The 21225-nt window shown below is 59.0% G+C and carries 21 protein-coding genes; 13 read left to right on the forward strand and 8 right to left on the reverse strand.

What is annotated here, in order from left to right; all coding sequences use genetic code 11:
* Positions 1-79: 79 nt before the first annotated feature.
* A complete protein-coding gene (lepB, locus tag DXY31_RS02315) occupies positions 80-811 on the forward strand; it encodes a signal peptidase I (RefSeq protein ID WP_114991898.1) in 732 nt (243 codons plus the stop codon).
* Here lepB and DXY31_RS02320 read toward each other — a convergent pair.
* Entirely contained in the window at positions 783-2063 is a 1281-nt protein-coding gene (locus tag DXY31_RS02320) for a dihydroorotase (RefSeq protein ID WP_114991637.1), read from the reverse strand. The genes lepB and DXY31_RS02320 overlap by 29 nt on opposite strands.
* An 11-nt stretch (positions 2064-2074) precedes the next feature.
* On the reverse strand, positions 2075-3403 hold the full coding sequence (locus tag DXY31_RS02325) for a histidine phosphatase family protein (RefSeq protein WP_170953505.1): 1329 nt from the start codon (positions 3401-3403) through the stop codon (positions 2075-2077).
* 109 nt (positions 3404-3512) lie between these two features.
* On the opposite strand from DXY31_RS02325, the gene DXY31_RS02330 reads away from it, so the two are divergent.
* From DXY31_RS02330 to DXY31_RS02355, 6 genes are all read left to right on the forward strand, one after another.
* On the forward strand, positions 3513-4889 hold the full coding sequence (locus DXY31_RS02330) for a CPBP family intramembrane glutamic endopeptidase (RefSeq protein WP_170953506.1): 1377 nt from the start codon (positions 3513-3515) through the stop codon (positions 4887-4889).
* Positions 4890-4972: 83 nt separating this feature from the next.
* Positions 4973-5428 (forward strand): hypothetical protein, encoded by a 456-nt coding sequence (locus tag DXY31_RS02335; protein ID WP_114991643.1) that lies wholly within the window; start codon positions 4973-4975, stop codon positions 5426-5428.
* Positions 5429-5431: 3 nt separating this feature from the next.
* On the forward strand, positions 5432-7237 hold the full coding sequence (locus tag DXY31_RS02340) for a penicillin-binding protein 2 (protein ID WP_114991646.1): 1806 nt from the start codon (positions 5432-5434) through the stop codon (positions 7235-7237).
* Positions 7238-7329: 92 nt separating this feature from the next.
* Complete coding sequence (locus tag DXY31_RS02345) at positions 7330-8502, forward strand: transaldolase (protein ID WP_114991902.1); 1173 nt, start codon at positions 7330-7332, stop codon at positions 8500-8502.
* Between the two features lie 28 nt (positions 8503-8530).
* Entirely contained in the window at positions 8531-8917 is a 387-nt protein-coding gene (locus tag DXY31_RS02350) for a Crp/Fnr family transcriptional regulator (protein ID WP_114991649.1), read from the forward strand.
* A 49-nt stretch (positions 8918-8966) separates the two neighbouring features.
* A complete protein-coding gene (locus DXY31_RS02355; RefSeq protein WP_114991651.1) occupies positions 8967-10433 on the forward strand; it encodes a deoxyribodipyrimidine photo-lyase in 1467 nt (488 codons plus the stop codon).
* On the opposite strand, the gene DXY31_RS02360 is transcribed toward DXY31_RS02355, so the two are convergent.
* The 3 genes from DXY31_RS02360 to pyrH are packed head-to-tail and all read right to left on the reverse strand — an operon-like array spanning position 10430 to position 12821.
* Positions 10430-11560, reverse strand: a complete 1131-nt coding sequence (locus tag DXY31_RS02360) for an NAD(P)/FAD-dependent oxidoreductase (RefSeq protein ID WP_114991654.1) — start codon at positions 11558-11560, stop codon at positions 10430-10432. The genes DXY31_RS02355 and DXY31_RS02360 overlap by 4 nt on opposite strands.
* Entirely contained in the window at positions 11557-12105 is a 549-nt protein-coding gene (gene frr / locus DXY31_RS02365) for a ribosome recycling factor (RefSeq protein ID WP_114991657.1), read from the reverse strand. The genes DXY31_RS02360 and frr overlap by 4 nt, the downstream gene beginning before the upstream one ends.
* Positions 12106-12113: 8 nt before the next feature.
* On the reverse strand, positions 12114-12821 hold the full coding sequence (gene pyrH, locus DXY31_RS02370; RefSeq protein ID WP_114991660.1) for a UMP kinase: 708 nt from the start codon (positions 12819-12821) through the stop codon (positions 12114-12116).
* A gap of 102 nt (positions 12822-12923) precedes the next feature.
* On the opposite strand from pyrH, the gene DXY31_RS02375 reads away from it, so the two are divergent.
* A complete protein-coding gene (locus DXY31_RS02375; protein ID WP_114991904.1) occupies positions 12924-13109 on the forward strand; it encodes a hypothetical protein in 186 nt (61 codons plus the stop codon).
* A 3-nt stretch (positions 13110-13112) separates the two neighbouring features.
* Here DXY31_RS02375 and cobO read toward each other — a convergent pair whose 3' ends face one another.
* From cobO to DXY31_RS02390, 3 genes are all read right to left on the reverse strand, one after another.
* Positions 13113-13778 carry a cob(I)yrinic acid a,c-diamide adenosyltransferase gene (gene cobO / locus DXY31_RS02380; protein ID WP_114991663.1) on the reverse strand — a complete coding sequence of 222 codons (666 nt, stop codon included), beginning with the start codon at positions 13776-13778 and terminating at the stop codon, positions 13113-13115.
* Positions 13775-14425 (reverse strand): class I SAM-dependent methyltransferase, encoded by a 651-nt coding sequence (locus DXY31_RS02385; protein WP_114991665.1) that lies wholly within the window; start codon positions 14423-14425, stop codon positions 13775-13777. The genes cobO and DXY31_RS02385 overlap by 4 nt, the downstream gene beginning before the upstream one ends.
* 169 nt (positions 14426-14594) lie before the next feature.
* Positions 14595-15785 carry a site-specific integrase gene (locus DXY31_RS02390; protein WP_114991668.1) on the reverse strand — a complete coding sequence of 397 codons (1191 nt, stop codon included), beginning with the start codon at positions 15783-15785 and terminating at the stop codon, positions 14595-14597.
* A gap of 71 nt (positions 15786-15856) precedes the next feature.
* Here DXY31_RS02390 and hemH point away from each other — a divergent pair, with 71 nt between their 5' ends.
* From hemH to DXY31_RS02415, 5 genes are all read left to right on the forward strand, one after another.
* Complete coding sequence (gene hemH, locus DXY31_RS02395; RefSeq protein WP_114991671.1) at positions 15857-17032, forward strand: ferrochelatase; 1176 nt, start codon at positions 15857-15859, stop codon at positions 17030-17032.
* Positions 17033-17092: 60 nt separating this feature from the next.
* The gene (ilvB, locus tag DXY31_RS02400) at positions 17093-18904 is read left to right on the forward strand and encodes a biosynthetic-type acetolactate synthase large subunit (protein WP_114991674.1); all 1812 of its coding nucleotides are present in this window, start codon (positions 17093-17095) and stop codon (positions 18902-18904) included.
* 35 nt (positions 18905-18939) lie between these two features.
* Positions 18940-19260 carry a nuclease gene (locus DXY31_RS02405; RefSeq protein ID WP_114991907.1) on the forward strand — a complete coding sequence of 107 codons (321 nt, stop codon included), beginning with the start codon at positions 18940-18942 and terminating at the stop codon, positions 19258-19260.
* 1 nt (position 19261) lies between these two features.
* On the forward strand, positions 19262-19486 hold the full coding sequence (locus tag DXY31_RS02410; RefSeq protein ID WP_114991677.1) for a GIVxVP protein: 225 nt from the start codon (positions 19262-19264) through the stop codon (positions 19484-19486).
* Positions 19487-19554: 68 nt separating this feature from the next.
* Positions 19555-21222 carry an NAD(P)/FAD-dependent oxidoreductase gene (locus tag DXY31_RS02415; protein ID WP_114991680.1) on the forward strand — a complete coding sequence of 556 codons (1668 nt, stop codon included), beginning with the start codon at positions 19555-19557 and terminating at the stop codon, positions 21220-21222.
* Positions 21223-21225: the final 3 nt, after the last annotated feature.

Consider the following 21225-nt stretch of genomic DNA (forward strand, 5'->3'; position numbering starts at 1 on the left):
TGTGAGCGTTCTCAGCTGAGGCTAGGAGGCCATCGCCATCAGGCCTATCTTGGATGCCTCACGGTCAACAAGGTTTCCGTTGCCAGACGCCCAGCACGACGCTCCGCCTCCAAAAGCTGATTCTCAATCGGATTCGTCTTCGGCTCCCACCAAGTCGCAGGGCCAGAAAGGACATCCGTTTTGGGATTTCTGGGGACCTGTGATCTTCACCCTGGCTCTGTATCTCGGGATCCGCCATTACGTGGCTGAAGCACGATTCATCCCTTCCGGTTCGATGCTTCCAGGTCTACAGATCCAGGACCGGCTGCTGGTTGAAAAACTTTCCTACGCCACACGAGGCCCAAAGCGTGGAGAGATTGTTGTGTTCAACTCGCCGCATGCTTTTGATCCAGCGTTGAAAACCGCTGGCTCCCCACCACCATTCCTCTGTGCTCTGGCCAACTTCCCTCTTTTGGGTTTGATCCCCGGTCTTGGCCACCCTGCCTGCGATGCCTACATCAAGCGGGTTGTCGCTGTGGGTGGAGATCAGGTCTCAGTGAACCCGCGGGGGGAAGTCCGCGTGAATGGAGATCCCGTGGATGAGCCCTATGTCACCAAATACTGCCCGGTTGATGAACAGGGAATGAGTCTCTGCCGCACGCTGAATGTGACGGTGCCTGAAGGGCATGTGCTTGCACTGGGCGACAACCGCAGCAACAGCTGGGATGGACGCTACTGGCCAGGTGGTCCGTTCTTGCCTGAGGATCAAATCATTGGCCGAGCGCTCTGGAGGTTCTGGCCTCTCAATCGGCTGGGCTCGCTGGGCTCCTGAGGCCGCATTGCAGAACGCGTCCACTCAAAGGCCTATCGAGGCATGGCTGATTGGCTGCTCGTGAAGCCCATGGATCCGATCGGGTGGGTGTCCAGGTCACCTTCGGATCAAACAGAAGCCAGCGATTGCTTCCCAGGATGAGACGTTCCTCTTCAACTCCCAGCAGTCGTGAGGGCCCGAAGCTGAGCACGTCCCAGAGACGTTCAGCTGTCCAGCCGTTCGACACCACAAGCGCTTGCCAGAGAGAGGGAAGCACGTGTTGGTGACCGGCAATTCCACGTTGGCGTTGATCAGGAGGTAGCAGGCACTCTTCATCATCCAGCGGTGATGCATGCACGGCTATCGCCTGGATCAGGCCAGTGCTTAGGCCTTCAATGAGTGCATCGCGATCTCTTCTGTTGCCAAGGGACGGAGAAACAAACCACGAGGCTGCCGTGGCTGCACTGGAGCAGTTGCTCGTCAACACGTGCCACCAACTCACGGTCGCCGCAGGAGGCAACGTCGACCGCTGGAGGAGATCAACGCCTGCTGCGGTCGACAGACTCATCAGCATCAGCTTGCGCTGTGGGTGCTCCTGCTGAAGCTGAGCAAGCTGGCTGAGGGGCAATGTTTCGCTGCTCAGAGGATCAGTGGGCCAGCCTGCTCTCAGTGCTTCGGGGCTTTCCCGAAGTAGCCCCTCCCCGCGCAGAACGGCATTAAGGGGTGGGATCAGAACAGGTGATGAACCTGACTCGCCAAGGGTGAGGGCGCGGTCGAGCAAGGGGACCGGCGGCATGCTGTCGCCATCCGACAGGCCCACGGCGCCTGCCTCGATCAGGTCGGCATGAGCAGTCAGGTGTTCTCCCTTGCCTTCCTGACTGAAGCCGCCCCAGAGATGGACAGCCAAGTCACAGTTGGACAGCTCAAATCCGCGCAGCCGATCAGGCCGCTCACGACGATTCCCTGACGCCTCCGGCAGTAGAGCAATCTGTCCATAACCGCCTGCAGCGGCTGAGCGTACGAGGCTTTCAAGTGTTTCGCCTTGGCCCTGGAATGGTTCTGGCAGAAAGGAATGAACATCGACCAGGCATGGAGCCAGCAGCTGATGCCCGGCATCCCTCGAGGCGATGCCCGCTGATCGAGCCGCTTCGCGGGCCATTTCGCCGAGTGCCTCGAGACGTCCCTCACAGAGCAGGGCCGCACCCTGCTCCTGCAGCGGCTGGTCGGGCCCGACCAGCACCCTCACGGGGTCGAGCAGGATCATCTCGTTCATCGATCTCAGTGTCAGAGCGCTCCAGCTGCCGTGCGATCCAGCACACCGCCGAGGTGGGAGGTGAGGTTCAGGCATGCAACCACTGCAGGCTGCCCCGGTTCGGATGGCATGTCGACCACCGTGACGCCTCCGTTGCCCTGTTTCACGGCCCAGATGTCAGCAGGGGTGAGACCCAGAAGATGGCAGAGGATTGTTTTGTTGACAGCGTCATGGGCCACCACCAAAGCGGTTTCTGTCGAATCGAGGCTGGATGCAATCGCATTCCAGCTGTCAACGGAGCGATTCCAGACGTCCTGGATGGTTTCTCCTTCAGGCATCTGCACCGTGTCTGGTGTGCGTTTCCACTCCTCAAGCAGATCGCCCCAGTCGGTGCTGATTTCGGATTCAAGTTTGCCTTCCCAGAGGCCATGACCGATTTCCATCAGCCCGTCCGTGAGCGTGATGGAGATGCCTGGATGGGATTTCAGGATGCCTTCAGCCGTTTCGCGCGGGCGCGACATCGAACTGCTGTAGGCCTTCTGCAACGACACATCCTGCAGAAAGCCCCTCGCAGCCTCCGCCTGGGCATGCCCATTGTTGTTGAGAGGGATGTCAATTTGCCCCTGGAAGCGACCTTCTCGATTCCAGTTCGTCTCGCCGTGTCGAACAAGGATGAGCCGTGATCCTGCGCCTTTGGCGGGAAGTGGGGGCTCAAGGTGTGCGGTGCTGTTCAGGCACTCGATTTGAACCTGATGGCCATTGTCGCTTGAGCTGAGATTGAAGATCGACAGTGAGGCATTGTCGAGGCGGAGTCGACGGAAGCCCCGTTCCGGATCTCCCAGCATGGTCACGATCAAGCAGCGCAGAATGGCGTTGTGCCCCACCAGCAGCACGGTTTCATCGCTGGTGATGGGGTGTCGCCTGACCAGCTCGTCCAGGAAACGACGGGCCTGTGTCATCAATTCTTCGTAGGGGCGGTAACGGCTCCCGTCCTTCCTGGTTAGCTCCAAAGTCTCCGGCTTCCGTTTCCAGGTGGCGAATTCGTCTGGGAAACGTTCCGATCGTTCAGCCGCAGTTAGTCCACTCCACGGTTCGAGATCAATCTCCAGGAGGCCATCATCGAAGCTGGGCTCAAGTCCGTCGTCACGGGTTTCAAGGATTCCCGCCGCTGTGGATGCAGCCCGTTTAAGTGGAGAGCTGTAAACCGCCTTGATAGGGACATCGACAAGCGCCTGCCCGAGCCGACGAGCCTGCTCCTGTCCAGAGGCAGTGAGGGTGGAGAGATCGTCTCGCCCCTGGATCCTCCGCTCCACATTGAAGCTGCTGAGACCATGGCGAACGAGGAGAAGACGCAGGGGCACCGCTACATGCTGAAAGAGCGCCGCCATCGTATGAGCGTGCCCCAGGTGCACTCTTCATCGGCTCAGCCACGCGCTACCGACGAGAATCCAACGCAGTTGACCGATCTGTGTGACCAGCCCACCCTCCGGACGTTCAACAGCTGCCCCGTCCTGGAAGGTGCTGCTTGCCCTTCTATCGCTGCTGCTAGCCACCACCGTGTGGGCGCTAGGGCTGGTGGACAGTTTCGCTAAACCTTCTGTTGCTCCTGCACTGTCGTTGGAGCAGCAAGAGCTGACGCTGCTGGCAGAACCCCAGATTCCCCCGTTTCTGCGAACGCTTCTGCTTGGAACGGATGCCTCTGACTCCCTGCTGAGCAGCCTGCGACAAATTCCACTGGATCGGCTGGATGACCGCCAGAAGATTTTGTTCACTGCTTTGGAGACGGACCCAGAGCTTCGGAGCAGCCTCCAGCAGGTGGATCTCGAATCGAGTGATTTGCTTCAGCTTCAGAGGGCTCTTGCGAAAGACGACAGTCGCAATGTCTCGGTGGATGAGCGTTCCAGGCTGCTGCTGCTCACTTCCGACCCATTAAATCGTCGACTCGCCTGTGAGGCACTCGGTGGTGAAGAGGAGAGCTGTCTCGATCAGGCCTCTGCCAAGAGGGCTGCACGCCGGCTGGTGATCAGCGAGCTGCTTCCCATCGTGGCTCTGCTGCTCGGTGGACTGTTGCTGTTACGCCATTTATGGCAATTGCTGCGTCGTCGACTGCCGTCCTGGCCGACTCTGCTCGCTCCTCCGCTCGGGGTTCTGGACATGGTGCTGCTTGTGGCGGGCGGCTTCGTGGTGCTCGGGGAGGTGTTGATGCCTCTGTTGGTGATCCCGATCTCCTCCGCTTTCACGCGTGGCCTTTCAGCACCATTGACGCAGGGCATCAACGTGTTTCTCGGTTATGTCGCCTTGGCAGGACCTCCGCTGCTGATCCTGCGTCAGCAGCTGGGGCAGCTTGACCGTGCGCAGATGCCTCCGCAAGGATGGCTGCAGTGGCGGATTCAGCCTCTGGGCAGTGCCCTGCTTCAGGGGGCCCGCGGCTGGCTGATGGTTTTACCTCCCGTTGTTTTGAGCGGCTGGTTGATCACTCGTCTGATCGGCGATCAGGGCGGCAGCAACCCATTGCTCGAGATCGTCCTCAACAGTCAGGACCCCCTTGCCCTATCCCTGCTCTCTATCACAGCTGTTGTTCTGGCCCCGTTGTTTGAAGAAACGATCTTCCGCGGCGTGCTGCTGCCTGTGCTGGGCCAGTTTCTCGGTCGATTAGGTGGCGTGCTGGTGAGTGCTCTGGTCTTTGCCGTAGCTCATCTCAGCATCGGTGAACTGGCGCCTCTGCTGGTGCTCGGCCTTGGTCTTGGCCTGCTGCGTCTTAGCACTGGCCGCCTGCTTCCCTGTGTGGTGATGCATGCCCTTTGGAACGGCGTGACCTTCCTGAATCTCGTGTTGCTAGGCGGCTGATCCAATCTTCAGTCCTGGTCAAGGTTTCAGGCTTGCGATGTCCTCCCTCAGATGGTTCACTGGCGCATTGATGAACCTTATCCGTGGTCGCGGTTCCGCAGTCACAACCGTCCTCCGCGCAACGTCCGGCCTCCAGTAGTCCGTTCGAGGTCATTCAGGGATCGCTCTCTGCGCGACGCGTTGCACGCAAGTCTCCCTTGTTGGCAGGGCTGCACCGCACGGCAGATGGCAGCCTGATCGGAGTGTTCGCCGCTGTTCTTGTGCTCAGTGGGCTCACGCTGCACTGGCAACATCGCTGGACGCTGGCGTTTCGTCAGCTTGAGATGACCCGGGACTTGGCCCATCGCCTGACCGAATCCACGGCCATGCTCGAACGACATCTGTTGGAGCGTTCCCAGACCCCCAAGCAGATGGTTCCCACCACGGTGGCCAATCTGGTTTACCTCGACCGTCCCTCCGCGGCTTCCGCCAAGCCAGGGATCGATCACCTGGCCATGCTCGGTTCGCTCATGGAGCGCACCATTCATCACGGCTACTGATTCATGGGCCGTTCCACCAAGCCCACCCGGCCAGGCGCCAGTCGTCAGCGCAGAAGGGTTGTGCCTCTGGAGCCAGTCCCGGCAGGACGAATGCGCTCGGTGTTCGCGCTTCTATGTCTTGGTCTTGTTGGCCTAATGGGTAGAATGGCTTGGCTGCAGGTGTTTCAGGCCAGCGAACTCGAGGCTCGTGCCCGTTTAGTACAGACTCAGCGCACCAAGCCACTGGGGACCCGTCGGCCGATTGTTGACCGCACCGGGCGATTGGTCGCTCTTGACGAAGAGCGCTACCGCCTATGGCTACATCCGCGCTACTTCAATCTTCCCGGTGATGCTCCAACGCTGATTCGCCCTCCTGCCGATGTCGCGGCACGATTAGCGCCTTTGCTCGCACTCACTGAGGCGGAGATCCTGAAGCGTATCGGCGATCGTCCCTCCGGGATCAAGCTGATTGAAGGTCTGGATCCCGAGACTGCATCAACAATCCGCTCAGCTGGTATCTCCGGAGTTGATCTGGAGTCCTACCCGCACCGTGTTTATCCCCAGGGTGATTTGTTCGCCAACGTCGTCGGCTTTCTCAATCAGGATCGAGAACCTCAGGCAGGGCTTGAACAAAGCCGACACAACGAACTTCAGCGCCATGAACAGGCCCGAAGCCTTCGCAGAGGAGCCGATGGCACTCCGCTGCCAGACAATCTCGATGCTGGAGTCTTTTTCGGGGATGATCTGCGACTTCAGCTCACCCTCGATGCACGTCTACAGGCTGTTGCCGCGAAGGCCCTTGCCGCACAGATCAAAACCTGGAAAGCCCAGAAAGGGGTTGCCATTGTCATGGATGTCACCAATGGCGAGTTGCTGGCGCTGGCATCCGTTCCCACGTACGACCCGAACAGCTACTGGAGTTTTCCGGCAGGTCGTTTCCGGGAATGGTCGGTTCAGGACCTCTATGAACCCGGATCGACGTTCAAGCCCATCAACCTGGCGCTGGCTCTGCAGGAAAATGCCATTCAGACAACAGGACGTGTTCAGGACAGCGGTTCCGTCACGATCGGTGGCTGGCCGATTAACAACCACGACCGGCGAGCCAATGGTCTGATCGACTTCGCCACGGTGCTGCAGGTGTCTAGCAACGTCGGCATGGTTCAAGCCATGCGTAATTTGCCCTCCTCCACCTACTGGGACTGGCTGAGCCGCCTCGGGTTGGACGCACGGCCTGACACAGATTTGCCCGGAGCCGTTGCCGGTCAGCTCAAAACCAAGGAGCAGTTCACCACCCAGCCGATCGAGCCAGCCACAGCGTCCTTCGGCCAGGGATTCTCGCTAACACCGTTGAAGCTTGTGCAGCTCCACGCCTTACTCGCCAACGGCGGCCGTCTTGTCAGCCCCCATATCACCCGAGGATTGAGAGCCGGCGATGCGCTGGCTCCGCCTGGATCGCGTCAGGGCAAGCCATTGCTGAAACCTGAGGTCACCCAGACAGTGATGGCCTGGATGGAATCGGTGGTTGAGCAAGGGAGCGGCAAGGGCGTCAGAACGCCGGGGTACCGCATCGGTGGCAAGACTGGAACCGCTCAGAAGGCCCTGAACGGCGTTTACGTTCCCGGCGCTCTGATCTGCAGCTTTGTGGCGACCCTTCCCGTCGATGATCCGAAATATGTCGTGCTGGTGGTGGTGGATGAGCCCCAGGGAGACCATGCCTACGGATCCACAGTGGCTCTTCCGGTTGCGAAATCAATCATCGATGGTCTCTTAGTGATTGAAAAGATTCCGCCCAGCACAGCTCGCAAGTCTGCTCCTGCTCAAGCTGGTTGAGGCCAAGCCATTGCTCGCCTGAGGTTGCAGCTTCCCGCAAGATGCCAGCTGCGAAAACGCAGCTACGTTACGAGCAACAAGCCTTTAGCGACATGGCAACTCTTCTTGAGCAGCTCTCTGCAATGACCGTCGTGGTGGCGGATACGGGTGATCTTGAAGCGATCCGTAAATTCACGCCACGGGACGCAACGACCAATCCTTCTTTGATTCTGGCAGCTGCTCAGATCCCTGCCTATCAAAGCCTGATCGACGAGGCCCTGCGATCCTCCCGTCGTTTGATCGGCGACAGCGCGCCCGTCGAGACAGTGGTCAAGGAGGCGCTCGATGAGATCAGTGTGATCTTTGGCAAGGAAATCCTCAAGATCGTTCCTCGCCGAGTGTCCACTGAGGTGGATGCACGCCTTAGTTTCGACACTGCTGCCACGATTGAAAAAGGCCGCAAACTCATCCGCCTCTACAACGATGCCGGAATCAGCAATGATCGCGTGCTGATCAAGGTGGCCTCCACCTGGGAGGGGATCAAGGCCGCTGAAGTTCTCGAAAGAGAAGGAATTCACTGCAACCTCACTCTCCTGTTTGGCTTCGCTCAGGCCGCAGCGTGCGCTGAGGCCGGTGTGACTCTCGTTTCACCTTTCGTTGGCCGCATCCTCGATTGGTATAAAGCCGATACGGGAAGGGACTCCTATCCTGGTCCTGAAGATCCAGGCGTGCTGTCTGTGACCAAGATCTTCAACTACTTCAAGACCTACGGCTACAAAACCGAGGTAATGGGGGCCAGCTTCCGCAATATCGACGAGATTACCGAGCTTGCTGGTTGTGATCTGCTCACCATTTCACCCAAGCTGCTCGATCAGCTGCGTTCCAGTGAGGCCACGCTCACCCGCAAGCTTGACGGTGCCAATCCCTCCAGCACTGAGTCCCAGATCCATGTCGACCGAGACATGTTCGATTCGATGATGGCAGCTGATCGCATGGCCACCGACAAACTCGGCGAAGGCATCAAGGGTTTCAGCAAGGCCATTGAGACCTTAGAGAGCATGCTTGCCCATCGGCTTGCGGAACTCGAGGGAGGACAGGCCTTCGGTCATGCCGTGCAGGAGATCTTCATGCTCAATGACATGAATGGTGACGGTTGTATCACCCGGGATGAGTGGCTGGGCAGTGATGCCGTCTTCGATGCTTTGGATGCGGATCATGACGGCAGACTCACCCAGGAGGAGGTTCGTCGCGGTTTCGGCTCTGCCTTGTCACTGACCAGAGCCTGATCTTCTCCTTGAATCCGACTACCCGTCCGTGAATGCCCTTGACACCATGCGTGCCCTCGCTCGGAAAAGTGAGGTGCACGCCGTTAACGCTGGTGACGTCATTTTCAAGGCTGACGACGCCGGTGCGTCGATGTTCGGTGTTCTCGAGGGAACGGTTCGACTGACCTGGACCAATGAGAACGGCCAGCAGGGATATGAACTGATTGCGGCCGGAAACGTCTTTGGTGCCGGGGCCCTGGTGATGGAAGGTCATTGCCGCCTTGGCACGGCACAGGCCGAAACCGATTGCCGCCTGATTGAGATGAACCGCGAGAAATTCCTATTTGCCGTCCAGGAGTCGCCCATGTTCGCCATCGAGCTGCTGGCTTCTGTTGACGCGCGTTTGCGTGATCTGAAGATCGCAACCCACTCCTGACTCAGTCTGATTAGTTTCGTCTGAGTTGGGTGGAGCTGTCCCGCATTCGATGGCAGTGCAGCTGGTCTGGTTCAAGCGTGACTTGCGGCTCGAGGATCACAGGCCGCTGATCCAGGCATTGACTCTTGGAGACGTGCTGCCTCTTTACATCGTTGAACCTGAGTTCTGGCTTCAGCCGGATGCTTCGGGCCGTCAGTGGGAATTCTGCAGGGAGGCGCTTTTTGACCTCAGGCAGGCCATGGCAGCCCTTGGTCAGCCCCTGGTCATTCGTTGTGGGGATGCGGTGGCTGTGCTCGAGCGTGCCAGGCGTCAGCTCGGTGTGTCGGGCCTCTGGAGTCATGAAGAAACTGGTAATGACTGGACCTACGCCAGAGACCGACGCGTCGCTGCGTGGGCAAGGGAGCGGAGTATTCCCTGGAGACAGATTCCGCAGTTCGGTGTGATCCGGCCGCTCCGGACACGTGGTGGATGGGCTCGGCGCTGGGAAGAGCGGATGGCGGAGCCGATCACGCCTGCTCCCGATCATCTTGAGCCACTGCCGGGTGTCTCACCCGGTGAATTGCCAACGGCCGCTGAACTGGGACTCCAGCCTGATCCGTGCCCCCATCGTCAGCAGGGTGGCCGCGATGCCGGGTTCAACGAACTCGGGCATTTCCTGGAGCAACGGGTGGATGACTACTGTCGTTCGATTTCCAGTCCGAATAGGGCCTTCACGGGATGTTCCAGGCTTTCCAGTTATCTCACCTGGGGTTGCCTCTCCATGCGTGAGGTGCTTCAGCGCAGTCGTGGGATGCAGGGACGTGGTGCCCGCAGCTTTGGCTCAAGACTTCACTGGCATTGTCATTTCATTCAGAAGCTCGAAGATCAGCCATCGATTGAATGGCAGGACTTTCACCCTTTCATGCGTGATCTCCGTGAGTCTGATGCCGAGCGTCTGGCGGCCTGGGCGGAAGGCCGGACGGGGATACCGTTTGTGGATGCTTGCATGCGCGCCCTGAGGGCGCATGGTTGGATCAACTTCCGGATGCGGGCGATGTTGATGTCGTTCGCGAGCTACAACCTCTGGCTGCCTTGGAGGGACAGTGGTCTGCACCTCGCCCGTCAGTTTGTGGATTACGAACCAGGGATTCACTGGAGTCAATGCCAGATGCAGTCGGGCAGCACCTCCATCAACACAATCCGGGTTTACAACCCGATCAAGCAGGGGCATGACCATGATCAGGACGGGGTTTTCATCCGCCGCTGGTGTCCTGAATTGGCCGATGTACCCACAGTGCATCTACATGAACCCTGGGCGTTCAACGGCGTTATGCCGATTGTCGATTGTGCTGATTCGGCCAGGCAGGCCAAGGAGCGGATCTTCGCGATCAGGCATTCAGCCGGATTTGAGCGTCATGCTGATGCCATTCAGCGGCGACATGGTTCCAGGCGGGCTGGTCTGCCGGCATCATCCCAACGACGTTCACGTCGCCGCAGGAGTGATCCAAGCGTGCAGCAACTGGCCTTCGATCTCTAGCTGCGCTGCAGCAATAGCCGGCGAATGACTCGCTGGGCGATATCGCCGTATCCCATCTCTCCGGAGAGGATCTGGGCGATTCGTCTGGGAGCCGTCGGACGTTTCACCCCCAGCTGATAGCCCACACCGGGGAAGCGGTAAAACACCTGTGCGATCCGACGACCCCAGGCCATGGAGTCTCCCCAGCGCTGTCGCATCGCCCTGGAATAGCCCTGTAGGGATTGCTCTTCGCCGTTGAGCCAGCGGTCCAGGTGCTTCGCTGCTTCACAACCGCTCATTAGAGCTGGACGTAATCCTTCCGCAAGGAAGGGATCGCAGAGCGATGCGGCATCGCCCACTGCCACCACCCCGTGGGCATGAAGCGCGCTGTGCCCATTCCAGACCCTCAGGTTGGCCTCCTGCCGAAGACCTGCATTGGCAGCAAAGCCGAGATCAGGCAGTAGTGCATTCAGGATCGTCTCCGAATCGGTGACGTCACGACCGATGAAGGTGCCAACTCCAACATTGATCCCGTCTGCTAGCGGGAAAGCCCATGCAAAACCGTGGTGTACCAGGCCGAATTCGAAGCGTGCCGTTCCAGGAGCGAGTGTTCCGAGACCTTCCAGGCGAACCGACAGCGTGCTCGCCATATGCAGGGAGCTCGGGCCGATGCCGACCTGTTGCGGCCAGGGGGACCCTGAGCCATCAGCGATCACGACTGCTCTGGCCTGAACAGGCTCTCCCCGCTCCCCTGTGAGTGTCCAGCACTCGCCTTTACGTTCGAGGGCCTTCACACGACATGGTCGCTGAACGGTGGCACCAGCACTCACTGCCTTCTCAAGCAATAAGGAATCCAGATGCTCACGTCTCACAATCCAGAACGGCGCTTCACCGGGAAGTTCCGCGATAACCGGATCCTCCAGGCACCAGCTGAAGTCGACCTGGCGGATCACATCATCAACCGCTGGGCTTAGGTCGAAAGGGAACCAGCGCTGTACTGAGGAGGCCATACCTCCACCGCAGGGCTTGATTTGAGCCCCGGTTTGCGCCTCGAGAATGGTGACTGAATGCCCTGCTTGAGCCAGGTGGAAAGCAGCTGAAGTGCCGGCAGCTCCGGCACCGATCACGGCAACGTCGGTTTCAATCACACCTTGAGGATGTCGGCCTCCTTGTCGGCCAAGTGCTTCTCCAATTGTGCGATGAACTTCTCGAGGGTTTTCTGGATGCTCTCCTGTTCGTCATGGCTCTGGTCTTCTGAAAACTCACCTTCCTTTTCCTGTTTCTTGATCTTGTCGATGGCGTCGCGGCGGATGTTGCGCAGGGCCACCTTCCCTTCTTCGGCGTATTTGGAGGCGAGCTTGCAGAATTCCTTGCGACGTTCCTCAGTGAGGGGAGGCACATTGATGCGGATGATCTTGCCGTCGTTGTTGGGGGTAAAGCCCAGTTCACTCATGGCAATTGCCTTCTCGATCCCCGCCAGTGAGCTGATGTCGAAGGGCTGGATTTGGATGGTCTGTGAGTCAGGTGTTGTCAGCGTGGCTAACGATTTCAGTGGCGTGTCGGCGCCGTAGTACTCCACGGAGATGCGATCGAGCAGAGCCGAGTTGGCCCGCCCTGTTCGGATGGTGTTGAACATGCGCTGGGTGGATTCCACCGACTTCTGCATGTTTGCTTCGAGGTCTTGCTTCGACATAACGATTGTCAGTTGTTGATCCGGGAACCGATCGGCTCTCCAGCCACGGCTTTGCCGATGTTGCCAGGTTCAAACAAATTGAAAACAACAATCGGGATGTTGTTGTCTTTGCAAAGTGCGATGGCAGTGCTGTCCATCACGGCCAGTTCACCGCTCAGAACCTGTTGATAAGTGAGGTGTTCCTGCTTCACGGCATCGGCATGCACTGCAGGATCCTTGTCGTAGACCCCATCCACCTTGGTGGCTTTGAACACCACATCCGCATTGATCTCGGCTGCCCGCAAGGCTGCTGTGGTGTCGGTGGTGAAGAAGGGGTTGCCACAACCGGCGCCGAACACCACCACACGGCCTTTCTCCAGATGGCGAATGGCTTTGCGGCGAATGTAGGGCTCTGCGACTTCCTGCATGCCAATGGCGGTTTGGACTCGAGTTGGTATACCTGCGCGCTCCAGTCCGTCCTGAAGTGTGATCGCATTCATCACAGTGGCCAGCATTCCCACGTAGTCGGCTGTGGCCCGATCCATTCCAGCTGCCGATCCCTTTAGGCCACGAAAGATGTTCCCGCCGCCCACAACAATCGCCAGCTGTGTGCCCCCCTCAATCACCTTGGCAACGTCTTCAGCGATGGACTGCACGATGGCGGGATCGATTCCATAGCCCTGATCTCCCATCAGCGCTTCTCCGCTGAGCTTCAGCAGTGCACGCGCGTAGGCCATTCATCCACCTGATCCAGCTGACAGTAGCAAGCAGGATCAGACGGTCCTGCTACTGGCGCACCTGCGGTGGAACCGCTTGGATGGAGCAGCGTCAAAGCCCCCATGTCAGATGAGATCGGAGGACGCAGTTCGGTGATGGCTCGCCTCACCCTCTCCGCGCTGCATCGTGCCAGTCAGGATCCATCCTGCTGGCGTGATCCCGTGGTTCATCGTGCTCTGCTGGTTAGTGGTCTGTCGGTGCTAACCGCTGCATCAGGGTTGATCAGACGTGATCTGGCTCAGGACTGACGTTCAGTATTCGATGCCTGCCTGAGCTTTGACACCCTGCTCTCTGAATGGGTGTTTGCTCAAAGTCATTTCGGTGACCAAATCGGCCGCTTCAATCAACGCTGAGGGTGCGCCTCGACCGGTGACCGCTACGTGGCAAAGCTCAGGCCGCTCCTTGAGCCCAGCAATCACCGTTTCGGGGCCGATGTAGCCCAGTTTTATGGCCACGTTGAGTTCATCTAGAAGAACCAGCTTGATCCGGTCGTCACGCAGGTGGCCCAGAGCTGTTTGCCAGGCCTCCGTGACCAGTTGCTGATCACGTTGCCGGTCTTGGGTTTCCCACGTGAATCCCTCCCCCAGTGCATGCCAGCAGATCTGGTTGCCGAAGGCTTTTAACGCTCTGGCTTCACCCGGTTCCCAACCACCCTTGATGAACTGCACAACCGCCACCCGTTCACCGTGGCCGAGGGTGCGAAGCACCAGCCCCAGGCCTGCCGTGGTCTTGCCCTTGCCGTGTCCGGTGAATACCAGAATTAGTCCCTTCTCCTTGTTGCGTTCTTCGACGCGCTGGCGTTGCACCTGCTGGCGTCGTTCCATGCGCTTTCGGTAGCCGGCATCGTCTTGCTCTGGTGCAAGGTTGCCTCCCATGCCCAGTTCCGCTGCAGTCTGATCGAGATTGTTGTTGCTCATCGAGAAGTTGTGTCGACGCTGGGGCGCGCAGCGGTAATCCGTTGTAGGGCCTGCCCGGCCAGTAATTCCTGCTTCACCGCTGTGAAACCGAGCTGCTGCAGCTGAGAGGGCAGGTCATCTTCCAGCATGGACGTGGCCGTATCGGTTTCAAACAAGGCGCAGAACAGTTGTTGAGGCAGTCGTAGCCATGGCCCTGCAGGGTGCAGGTCCACAATCACCAGCCAGCCTCCTGGTTTCAGCAGGCGCAAGCTCTGGCGCAGCACCATCTCTCGCTCGCGGCGGGGAAATTCATGCAGCGCCACGCTCAGCTGGACGGCAAGGAAGCTTTCGTCCTGTAGCGGTGGTTCCTCCGCTAAGCCCTCCACCCGCTTGAGGCTTGGGTGTCGTTGGGCGGCTAGAGCTAGGGCCAGTGGTGAGATGTCAAGCCCTGAGACATGGAAGCCTGCGGCCAGCCAGGGTGCTGCGGCCTCTCCGCTGCCGCAGCAGAGATCCAGCACCGCGGCACCAGGCTCAATCCTGGATTGCAGGGCTGCCAGCCCCAAACTGCGGAGTTGCTCAACTCCACCCACGCTCAGGGATGAGATCGCCGTGACCGTGTCGTAAATCCAGCGGTAGCGGTAGGCCAGGGGCCGCAGAAACGAGGTCATCAGGATCAGGAATAGATGAGAGGGGCGTTATCCTGCGAGTTCATGTTGCCGCTGATCGATAGCGATCTGCGGAACCGAAAGCCGGCAGTCAGTTGAGGGCGCGATCCGATTCGTTGAACTCATCGCAACCGTTATGACCAGCTGCATACCAAATGGATTCACTGACGTCTCATGACGCCTGTTGTCGGGCTAAGGCCGCATCAACAGCTTGTTGCTGATCGCGTCGGGTGATCCAGTGGTGATAGGTGCGAGTGTGAATCGCCACGGAGTGGCCCATCATCCTGGCAGAAACCGTGTCAGGCAGACCGATATGGATGGTTCTTACCGCCCAGGCATGGCGAAGGTCATAAGGGGTGAGCGGAAGGTCGTAGCGGCGAAACTGCTCGGTGACCCGTCGTCCCACCTGCTGCAGGGTCGTTCTCCTCAGATCGGTGCTGATCACCGGCAGAGCCTGCGGCTCTCGTCCAAGTTTCAACAGGTCAAAACGCTCGACCCATTCAGGGTTGAAAGGCCACACCTGATGTTCACCTGTTTTGGTGGTGGGCAGAACCCTGATCACACGATCTCCTTCGGCGCACAGAGCTGACAGGTCGCTGAAGAACACCTCATGGTTGCGAAGGCCATACGTGGCCATCAGGCCATAGGCCAGTCGCCAGCGTGGATTGGGAATCTGCAGGATGCCCTCGAGAATTTGTTGATCGCTGGGGAGTTGGCGGAACCGGGCTCGATGCAGGCCATAGCCTGCTGCCTCTGCTCGCCAGTGATCGGGCAGTTCCAGTTCCAGATGCCTGGCCAGGCCACCTAGGGCTGTGCTGCATTGCTGGCGACTGCGGCTTCCATCGGGGTAGCTATGCAGGGTCTGAAGCAGCAGCTCTGCAGCGATTGGGCCCTTGTCTTTGCCAGCAAGTGTGCGCAGTCGACGCAGATAGGGGTTGTAAGCACCTGTCCATGTGGTTCGACTGCCGGAAGGGGAGCGGCGGCGACGTGGATCGGCAAAAAAGGCTTGCTCGAAGCTCATGAGTTGCTGCTCAAGCAGGGCATGGGCTCGACCTGATGAGCCGGATGTGGACGACGCCTGCGCGGGCGCCTTGATCCATTGCTCCCATCGAAACTGGTCGCGCTTGAGCTGGGCATCAATGACCCGTGCGATCTGCTCGGCTTCGCGCAGGCCATCCCTGTCATTCTCAAGGCCGAGGCTCAGGCGTTGCACCGATCGCTGGCCTGGCTTTGTACGCCCAGGCAACAGCCCACGCAGGTTTAACCGGCGACCGCGACATTCGATACGCAGGCCGATGCCGATCGAGGCCAAGGCTGCATTCGAATTTCGCCTGATCACTTCGAGCGGCTCGCTGCGAGTCATCCATTCCTTCAGGACATCGTCAAGATGCCGTTAACGCGGGTTACTCTCAACCCCTGCAATCGTTTCCAGACATGGCTCGGGTCGGTGTCGTACTGCTCAATCTGGGTGGCCCTGAGCGAATTCAGGACGTAGGTCCCTTCCTTTTCAATCTCTTTGCCGACCCAGAGATCATTCGGCTGCCAATTCCCGCTCTGCAGAAGCCTTTGGCCTGGTTGATCAGCACCCTGCGCAGCGGCAAATCACAGAGCGCCTACCGCTCCATCGGTGGCGGCTCTCCATTGCGTCGGATTACTGAGCAGCAGGCCAGGGAGCTGCAGAGCCTGCTTCGGCAACGGGGTATCGAGGCCACAAGCTACGTGGCCATGCGCTACTGGCATCCCTTCACGGAATCCGCCGTTGCAGACATCAAGGCTGACGGAATGGATCAGGTGGTTGTGCTGCCGCTCTACCCGCACTTCTCCATTAGCACCAGTGGTTCGAGTTTCCGTGAGCTCCAGCGGCTGCGTCAGGGAGACGGTGTCTTTGAGAAGCTGCCGATCCGTTGCATCCGTAGCTGGTTTGATCATCCTGGCTATGTCACGGCGATGGCTGAGCTGATCGCTGAGGAAATCCGCAATAGCGATGACCCTCTCCAGGCTCATGTCTTCTTCAGCGCCCATGGTGTGCCGAAGAGTTACGTCGAAGAGGCCGGTGATCCTTATCAACAGGAAATCGAGGCCTGCACTGCCCTGATCATGAAGAAGCTGCAGGAGCTTATGGGCCATGACAACCCCCATACCCTCGCTTATCAAAGCCGTGTGGGTCCGGTCGAATGGCTGAAGCCCTACACCGAAGAGGCCCTTGAAGAGCTGGGTAAAGCCAAGATCAATGATCTTGTGGTGGTGCCGATCAGCTTTGTCAGTGAGCACATCGAAACGCTTGAGGAGATTGACATCGAGTACCGCGAACTTGCGACCGAGTCTGGTGTGGTGAATTTCCGGCGAGTGCGGGCTCTCGATACCTACCCCCCCTTCATCGAAGGACTGGCTGATCTTGTTGTGACCAGTCTTGAAGGGCCTGAAGTCAGCCTTGATGCGGCAGCTGAACTGCCCACCAAGGTGAAGCTTTATCCCCAGGAGAAATGGGAGTGGGGTTGGAACAACAGTTCCGAAGTCTGGAACGGGCGACTGGCCATGCTGGGCTTCTCCGCCTTTCTGCTCGAAATCATCAGTGGCCAGGGCCCACTACATGCACTCGGACTGCTCTGAGCGCCGGCACAGTGGCGGGCCGGCCCTTAATCTTGAGGGTCAGTTCCCCGTGAAGACACAGTGACGCTGATCTCCGCTCCCACGGCCGACACAGCGTCCAGCAGTGATGGAATCCGCAGGATGAGCGGAGCCCAGGCCTTGATGGATGCGCTGCGTCGACATGGTGTGGACACGATTTTTGGCTACCCGGGCGGTGCCATTCTTCCGATCTATGACGCCCTGCACATAGCGGAGAGCGAGGGTTGGTTGCGTCACTTTCTCGTGCGTCACGAACAAGGCGGAACCCACGCTGCGGATGCCTATGCGCGTGCGACCGGCCGAGTGGGGGTGTGCTTCGGCACGTCCGGCCCTGGGGCCACCAATCTGGTAACGGGTATTGCAACTGCCCAGATGGATTCAGTGCCGATGGTGGTCATCACTGGCCAGGTGCCGAGGACGGCGATTGGGACCGATGCCTTCCAGGAGACCGACATCTTCGGCATCACCTTGCCGATCGTGAAACATTCATGGGTTGTGCGAAACCCTGCCGATCTTGCTTCAGTGGTCGCGCAGGCTTTTCACATCGCAGCCTCAGGTCGACCGGGGCCCGTGTTGATTGACATCCCCAAGGATGTTGGCCAGGAGGAGTTTGATTACATCCCGGTTGAGCCAGGTTCCGTTGTCCCTGCAGGTTTCGGCTCCACCCCTCCGCCTGATTCCCAGTCGATTGAGGCAGCGCTTGATCTGATTTCCGAAGCCCAACGCCCTCTCCTTTATGTGGGAGGGGGGGCGATCGCCTCATCCGCCCACGACAGTATCGGCGTGCTGGCGGAGCGCTATCAGATCCCTGTCACCACAACGCTGATGGGGAAGGGCGCCTTTGATGAGAACCATCCACTGGCGTTGGGCATGCTGGGCATGCATGGCACGGCTTACGCCAATTTTGCAGTAACAGATTGCGATCTGCTGATTGCAGTCGGGGCTCGATTTGATGATCGCGTGACCGGCAAGCTCGACACCTTTGCCCCGCGTGCCCGGGTGATCCATTTCGAGATCGACCCAGCTGAGATTGGCAAAAACAGGCGCCCTGATGTCGCTGTTCTCGGTGATGTCGGCACCAGTCTTGCCGCACTGGTTGATCTGAGTCTGCGCCGTTCTCCTGAACTGCAGACCAGCGTTTGGTTGAAGAGGATTCGTGACTGGAAAGAGCGTTATCCCCTTTCCATTCCGCCTCAGGAAGGTCCCATTTACCCCCAGGAAGTTCTGATGGCTGTCCGTGACCTGGCCCCTGGAGCCATTGTCACGACGGATGTAGGACAGCATCAGATGTGGGCTGCTCAGTATTTGCGCAATGGTCCACGTAGCTGGATCAGCAGCGCCGGACTGGGGACGATGGGTTTCGGGATGCCAGCCGCCCTGGGTGCCCAGGTCGCCTGTCCTGATCGTCAGGTGGTGTGTATCGCAGGTGACGCCAGTGTGCTGATGAATATCCAGGAGCTGGGCACCCTCGCCCAATACAGGCTCCCCGTGAAGGTGGTGATTGTGAACAATCACTGGCAGGGCATGGTTCGTCAGTGGCAGGAGAGTTTCTACGAAGAGCGTTATTCCGCCTCTGACATGCTGGGCGGCATGCCTGATTTCGAAGCTCTGGCCAAAGCCTTTGGCGTAGAAGGCATGAAGATCGTTGAGCGCAAAGATCTGCACAACCGTTTAGCGGAGGCGTTTGACTCTCCGCATCCAACCTTGGTGGATGTGCATGTTCGCCGTGGTGAGAATTGCTATCCGATGGTTCCTCCCGGTTGCAGCAATGCCCAGATGGTGGGTCTGCCGGCCCATCCAGAGCTGGCTTTCCAGGATTCCGGAAGTTCTTCCTTCAACCCAGGAGGCCAGTGAGAGCAGGCATTTTATTGGCAGCTGCTCTCAGCTTGATGCTGTTGTTTGTGCTGCCTTCTCAGGCTTTTGCCGCAGAGGTTCTGCAGGTGCGTTCGGCGACGCTGCTTCAGATTGGTGACCGCAATCGTAATTACAGTGTGCAGCTGGCTTGTGTTCAGGTTGAGCCTGAAGATGAGCAGCGAGCGCAGGATTGGATGCGTCGTGAACTTCCCCGCCGACGAAGGGTGAATCTGCGGCCAGAGGGCAGTGCAGATGGTGTTCTGCTGGCAAGGGTCACTCCGATCGGAGATGATCTCGATCTCGGTGCAGCTCTGGTGAATGAAGGCCTGGCCCAGGTCACATGCCCAGGAGCTTGATATGGCACGCAATCGCATTGCCTCAGGGATTGTGATGGTGCCCTGTGTGCTTCTGGGTTCAGCTTTTCTGAGTACGGCCATCTGGGGTGACGCCGCGTCTGACAATCGCTTTCTTGCCATCGGAATCGGCAGTCTGCTGCTGATCGCCGGACTGCTTTCACTGGCGATCCCCGGGGGGAGTCCCGAAGCTGAGCTTAAGGATGACAAAACGGAACAGTCTCCCTAGCAGGCCAACGATCGGTCTGATCTCCGCTCAGTAGGGTTTGTACTAGGGGTCAGGAGAGGAGGGAGCTCGTGCTGCGCCTGAGCGAGCTTCGACTGGAGTTGGACCACACCGAGGATGACCTTGAGCAGGCTGTTCTGCGTTGTTTGCGAGTACCTCGTGAGCAACTGATCTCCTGCCAGTTGGTGAAGCAAAGCATTGATGCCCGGCGTCGGGATCGAATCCGGATCATCTACAGCGTGGATGTCCAGGTACGGGGGGAGAAAGCGTTGCTACGTCGATGCTCCGCCGACCGTCGCATTCGTCGCAGTCCCGATGAGTCCTACCGATTCGTTGCGCGTGCTCCATCCAGTCTGGTCGATGCGTCCTGGCAGCGACCCGTGGTGATTGGGGCAGGACCCTGTGGTTACTTCGCAGCATTGCTGCTGGCACAGATGGGATTACGCCCACTGTTGCTGGAGCGCGGACAGGTGGTAAAGCAGCGAAGCCGCGACACGTTTGGATTCTGGCGTCGTCAATCGACGTTCAATCCCGAATCCAACGTGCAGTTTGGCGAAGGTGGGGCAGGAACCTTTTCCGACGGCAAGCTCTACAGCCAGGTGAGCGATCCCGTTCATTACGGTCGCAAAGTGCTGGAAGAGTTGGTGAAATGCGGCGCCAACCGCGACATCCTCACGCGTCATCGGCCCCATATCGGCACCTTCAAGCTGGCGACAGTAGTCAGGGGGTTACGTACTCAGATTGAGGCTCTTGGCGGTGAGGTCCGCTTTGGATCCCGCGTGGAACAACTTCTCTTGGAGCCTGCCAGCGCCACTGACGCCAAGCCGATGCGGATCATTGGTCTGCAACTGGCCGATGGCAGCCGTCTTGACTGCAGTCAGGTGGTTTTGGCACCTGGACATTCGGCAAGGGACACCTTCGCGATGTTGGATCGGACGGGTGTTGCCATGGAGCGGAAGCCCTTCGCGATTGGCCTTCGCATCGAGCATCCGCAGTCGCTGATCGACAACGCTCGCTGGGGAGATGCTGCTGGCCATCCGTTGCTCGGTGCTGCTGAATACAAGCTGGTGCATCACGCCGCCAATGGTCGCTGTGTCTACAGCTTCTGTATGTGTCCAGGTGGGTTTGTGGTGGGTGCGACCTCTGAACCAGGTCGTGTTGTGACCAATGGCATGAGCCAGCACTCCCGCAACGAACGCAACGCCAACAGCGGCTTGGTGATCCCTGTGTCGGATGCCGACCTGGAGGCTCACGAGCGCTGGCCAGCTGATCCACTCGCGGGTCTGGTGTTCCAGCGAGAACTCGAATCCCTCGCTTTCCAGCTCGGGGGGGAGGACTACAGCGCCCCGGTGCAGCGACAGGAGGACTTTGTGGCCGGAAGGCCATCCACCTCTCTCGGATCGGTCATTCCTTCCTATCAACCCGGTGTCCAACCCGCGGACCTTGCCCAGCTTCTACCAGAAACAATGGTGGAGGCCCTGAGGGAAGCTCTGCCGGCATTCAGTCTGAAGATCTCCGGTTATGACCACCCCGATGCCGTTCTGACTGGCGTCGAAACTCGTACCTCTTCGCCGCTGCGCATCCCTCGTGATGATCGGCTGGAGTCAATCAATGTGCTCGGTCTTACGCCAGCGGGCGAGGGTGCCGGTTACGCGGGCGGAATTCTTTCGGCAGCGATCGATGGCATCCGTGCTGCTGAAGCGGTTGCATTGCGTCTGCTTCCTCAGACATCGAACTGATGA

This window comes from Synechococcus sp. UW179A (genome assembly GCF_900473965.1).
GTDB lineage: Bacteria > Cyanobacteriota > Cyanobacteriia > PCC-6307 > Cyanobiaceae > Synechococcus_C.